The sequence below is a fragment of the Salinicola aestuarinus genome (assembly GCF_003206645.1).
In the GTDB taxonomy this organism is placed as follows: domain Bacteria; phylum Pseudomonadota; class Gammaproteobacteria; order Pseudomonadales; family Halomonadaceae; genus Salinicola; species Salinicola aestuarinus.
Genome location: NZ_PZJP01000020.1, coordinates 1 through 4,542 on the forward strand (window position 1 = coordinate 1; position 4,542 = coordinate 4,542).

The 4,542-nt window shown below is 52.1% G+C and carries 7 protein-coding genes; all 7 read right to left on the reverse strand.

Features of this window, described 5'->3' with window-relative positions; all coding sequences use genetic code 11:
* Positions 1–72: 72 nt before the first annotated feature.
* Positions 73–936: a tetratricopeptide repeat protein gene (locus DOM41_RS17090; protein ID WP_110688066.1), complete on the reverse strand. Its 864-nt coding sequence runs from the start codon at positions 934–936 to the stop codon at positions 73–75.
* A 406-nt stretch (positions 937–1,342) separates the two neighbouring features.
* Positions 1,343–1,552, reverse strand: a complete 210-nt coding sequence (locus tag DOM41_RS17685; protein WP_110688067.1) for a hypothetical protein — start codon at positions 1,550–1,552, stop codon at positions 1,343–1,345.
* Positions 1,528–2,049 carry a hypothetical protein gene (locus DOM41_RS17100; protein ID WP_110688068.1) on the reverse strand — a complete coding sequence of 174 codons (522 nt, stop codon included), beginning with the start codon at positions 2,047–2,049 and terminating at the stop codon, positions 1,528–1,530. The genes DOM41_RS17685 and DOM41_RS17100 overlap by 25 nt, the downstream gene beginning before the upstream one ends.
* A gap of 50 nt (positions 2,050–2,099) precedes the next feature.
* Positions 2,100–2,990, reverse strand: coding sequence for a DUF6708 domain-containing protein (locus DOM41_RS17105; RefSeq protein ID WP_157956973.1), 891 nt, complete (start codon positions 2,988–2,990; stop codon positions 2,100–2,102).
* A 179-nt stretch (positions 2,991–3,169) separates the two neighbouring features.
* Entirely contained in the window at positions 3,170–3,481 is a 312-nt protein-coding gene (locus DOM41_RS17110) for a hypothetical protein (RefSeq protein ID WP_188112427.1), read from the reverse strand.
* A gap of 310 nt (positions 3,482–3,791) precedes the next feature.
* A complete protein-coding gene (locus tag DOM41_RS17115) occupies positions 3,792–4,307 on the reverse strand; it encodes a DUF2235 domain-containing protein (RefSeq protein WP_110688070.1) in 516 nt (171 codons plus the stop codon).
* Positions 4,304–4,542, reverse strand: a 239-nt coding sequence (locus DOM41_RS17690) for a hypothetical protein (protein WP_223161009.1), incomplete at its 5' end; no start/stop codon positions are given. The genes DOM41_RS17690 and DOM41_RS17115, both read right to left, overlap by 4 nt.

Genomic DNA, 4,542 nt, shown 5'->3' on the forward strand with positions numbered 1-4,542 from the left:
ATAGGCCTGGGCGCCGTCACGGGACCCAGGCCTGTCCCCACCAACCCACGGAGAAATACCCCCCACCAACGATCAATTCATCTGGAAGAAGCCACCACCGATACGAACATTGTGTTCGTCTTGCCACTCTAGGGATTGGCGACGCGCTTCCTGAATTTGCTCCTCTGTCATCTGACTGCTTAGGCGCTGCTTGCCTTCCGCACCGGCCGAGCCCTGGAGGTCATAGTACTTGTACGCTTGAATCAAATCGACGTCGGTACCGATGCCTTCTTCGTAGAATTTAGCAAGAGAACGGAACCCCTGTGTTTCATAACCATATTCAAGCTGACTGCAACGTAACAACCATTCGAAAGCTTTTTCGTCACTTTGCTCAACACCTTCACCCTGATAATACAAGTTGGCCATAGCCAAAGCGGAATTCTTATCACCTTGGGCGGCAGCTTTTTTGTACCAGTAAATTGCTCTTCCGTAGTCCTGATCTACCAACCCTTCATAATCTTTTCCTCGATATGCTTCAGCCAAACTTCGCTGGGATAACGTGTAATCCATCTCGGCGGATTCCGTCAAATACTTAAGAGCTGCTTGGTAATCTTTATCAACCCCAAACCCATTGTAGTACATCGAGAACAAAGAGTATCCGGCATCGGCAACCTCTTTTTGCCAAAGTGACACAAATATAGAAAAAGCTTTCCCGCCATCCTCACTTAATCCTAGATATTCACTTCCATTGAGATAGGTAACACCTAGAATATACTCCCCTTTGAGGTCACCATGGTTTGTTTTTTCGTGGAGTTCCTCAAGCGACCACCACCTGGTCTCGTCCCGCATCTCTTTCCCGGACGGATCATTGAAAAGCATCATCGAGGACGCATAAGATGACCACGAAAGAAGTCCAACAAAAAACGTCAATGATATGCTTCTCAGCATTCTCATCATCTAAACTCCAGCTTAAATTGATCCGAATAGCGCAGGGTACGAGCCCGCATACCCTGAAAAGATCCCTCAAGCCTGGCTCTAGTCTTCGCGGCATCATCGGCTAAGTGGAGTATGCGCTCTATCATATAGACACCATTCCCCGAAGAGATATCATAATCTGAAGCTTCAGAGCCACTACTTTTTCCTTCGCTCCTATCGTAGAGAGTCAAAGACCCACCACCCTTTGCAAAATTACCGTTAAACAGAGTGGACGTTTCCAGGCCCGACTCACTACTAAACCTTAATCCGAGCTCCATCTTTGAAAAATTGGGAATCCGCGCTTTGATCATAACTTTTTTACTGTGCCGGCTCTCACCCAATGGTCCTGTATCTCCTGTGACATAAGTGCCGCTGTAATCTTCCCATGTCAATTCATGGAGCTCCCCTGCGATAGCAGGTCCAGCGACGCCTGTTCCTGCTCGATGCTGGTAAAAGGCGCCAACTGGGTGTCGTATTGGCGCCCTATATAACAGCGATTGAGCCAGATCGTAGTCGAGGTGGACACTAGCTTCGTTGCGATGAAACCCAGCGTGATCGCGATGGCGCTGATGATCAGACCGATGGCGCACAGCGCCAAGCCCACCCCCGTCGTCGCGACGGCGATACCGGCCGCAGAAAGCGAAAGACCGAGCAACCGGCGATGATGGTGCCGCCTAGCGCGTCGTGCAGGCTTACGCTACGGGAAGAACGACCCAGCCTTCGATCGTGCAGGGCATCGGAGAGTTTCATCAGGCCATCGTAGAAGGCGAGCACGTCACCCACGGCACCGATCGTCCCGGTGACAATCTTCCAGGCGTGCCGACCTGCCTGGTTAACCAGCCCGTGCAGGCGGCAGTAGCTGCCGACGGCCTGCAGGACCAATAGGTTCGCCGCCTGCGCCATCAGCGTCTTGAGCTCGATGTCACCCTGCTGGGAGATGCAGTCCAAGGTATTGCGAAACGGCTTGCTGACCTGCTCCCCGCCCACCAGACAATGCGGAATCGGCGATGTACCGCCGAGCTCGAACGTCAGCAGTCGCTGCGACTGCGACAGGTCGAAGGTATCGAGTAGTGAATCGAGCGTGATATCAGCCATGAGTGACACTCCCGCAAATCACATAAAAGAAAGCCTCTCGCCTCGGCGACTCAGAGGTAGCGCCTGAAGCAGAAATAAAGAAGGAACACCACTTCCGCCCATCCGAGCAGATAGCAAAATAACGGCCAAAGAATCTCGTTTACGGTGAGAGGTACCTCGGTGTGGCGATCGCGTACGTAAGGATCGTCCGGTGTTACCCGGCATTTCTCCTCGACCCACTCGGGCCAACGCGGCACGCGGCAGGTCCACTTGGCAATGATCCGGCCAGTCCCTGCCCACATGACCATCGGAGCAAAGATCAGTTGAAAAGCTCGACTGTCAGCCAGCACCTGGTTCGCTTGGATCAACGAATGAATGAAACTCTCACGCTTGCCATCCAGATCCAGCAGTCGCTGGTCGACCTGGTAGGCCTGGATATGGCCGTCGGGCTCTTCCATATAGCGGCGTACCAGCTCCCAGATTTCCAGCGCGCCTTTCATGCCCTTGAGGCCTTCGTACTTGAAGAAGACGAGGTGATAAAGCATGTTGCCGTTGCTATCCTGCACAAACCCGCGTATCTCCTCCCGTGACATCCCCCGGCGATCCTGAGACTTCGTTGCTTCGCTGGTGTAAAACTGAATGTCATCCCAATCCATGGTGACAACGCCCATATCCTGAGACCAGGCATAGACCTTGCGATCTCGGCGATTGAAACGTATGGGATAGAAGGATTTTCGAAATAACTCCCTACTTAGCAGCGAGAAAACAATCGGCAGTATAAATAAAAGACTAATAGCCAGCGTCATCAGAGCGAGAACGATTACAAAAGCAGGAAGCTTGTCGCCATGACCGGACAGTATATACAGCAGGGCAACAAGCCCTATCAGAAATGGCCCCACCCCTATTAGACCAAAAAAAGATGGTACGCCACGAAGGCGATTTCCAGCATCCACCACTTCCATGAAAGCTGAATTCAATCTCACCACTGAGTCGTTAAACCTTCCCCCCCTCTAACGCTTCCTCTTTTTTGTTAAGAAGACCAATCTCCCCTTCTAGCTTTAAAAGCCTGGAAGTCGTAGAAGAAAACCCCCAGTCACCTTTAATAAAAAGATTGCAGTAGTCCTTCGCGACCGGCCGCATATCATTCTTCCTTATGGGTAATGGCCTTGAGGTTCTGCATCTCGTTTTCCAGAGCGGTGTTCCCTAAGCTAATGCTGCCGCGCTCTCCAAAGACGCACTCGGCCAGCCATTCTTGCAAATCATTTTCTATGAACCACAAATAGCGATAGCTGCCGAGATTGCGATGATCCCCAATATACAAGCCGAACACCAGCGAGCGATGGTCGAGAACTTCCCGGTCAAACCGCCCCGGACGCTGTGCTTTCCCGGCGCAGCTTGCGCGTCCAGTAGAGCGGCCAGCACACCAGCAGCGAATACCAGTAGGCCACGGCATGAATCATGCACGAGCGGGAGACGATCACTACCAACGCAATCATCCCCGGGCGCAGGGCGCGGCGGCCCACGTGTTCTTAAGAAAGCTCCAGGGGGGCAGCAGCATCAGGAACCCGGCTGCTGAGCGCCTTGCCGCAGGCGTCACGCTCCTCTGTCGCCAAGCTCGTTGGCGGAATCTTGAGTGCCTTGACGGCATCGTTCCCGCCATCGTGCCGTCGGTAGTGAACGATATAGTGACACTTATTCACCTCGACACGTTTAATTTCACTATACCTTCGCCGACGACACTGACTCGCCGCACCTCATTATTGTCAGTTAAAGATCGTTTGAGAGAATAACGGCTTATGGAATTCACTACCTGGGCAAGGCCCCAAAGGATTCGAACCTGTCCTAGTCGCCCCGTACCGGCACCCAAGGGTTTTATCCAAGAGCCTCTCACCAGAATCGCCAACTGCCTCAAATTGTGCGCCGACACCCGTTGCATAGACGCGGAAGAAGTTGTCGTAATCAGAAAGGCTAGTTTGCCAATCGGTTTGTGGCGGAAGAACGCCGGGCACGCTCTGTCCGCGAAAGGCACTATAGAGCCGCGCCACGTTCGACTGGCTATGATCTTCTCGGTCGAGGCTATCGGCATAGTTATTGCCCGTGCCATCGAAGAACACGCCGATAAAGAGATTAGTGTCACAGGGAGAGATCGGACTCTCCACATTCTCTCTTATCTCATATTGATCACGAATAGCACTCTTTTCTTGAACACTGAAAAAAGACTCCCGACTAGCAGGATCCTGAAAAGCATCGCTTAATACCTGACTCAGCCTGGCGCTCATCTCAGCATACCCTTCAACTCAGCATTCTCCTCTCTTATACTTTCTATATGCCTTCTGTAGCTTTCCAACTGCTGTGGAGTCCCATCTTTTTCCTCGAGCCCCTTCTTGAAGCTTCTTAGGTCGCCATTGTTTATCTCAATCCGACGCATAATTATTTTATTTCTATATTCTGTTGAGGGTTCCGGCCATCCCTTGACCTCACCTGGAAAATCTTCATGTGGCGGTGACAGATCGC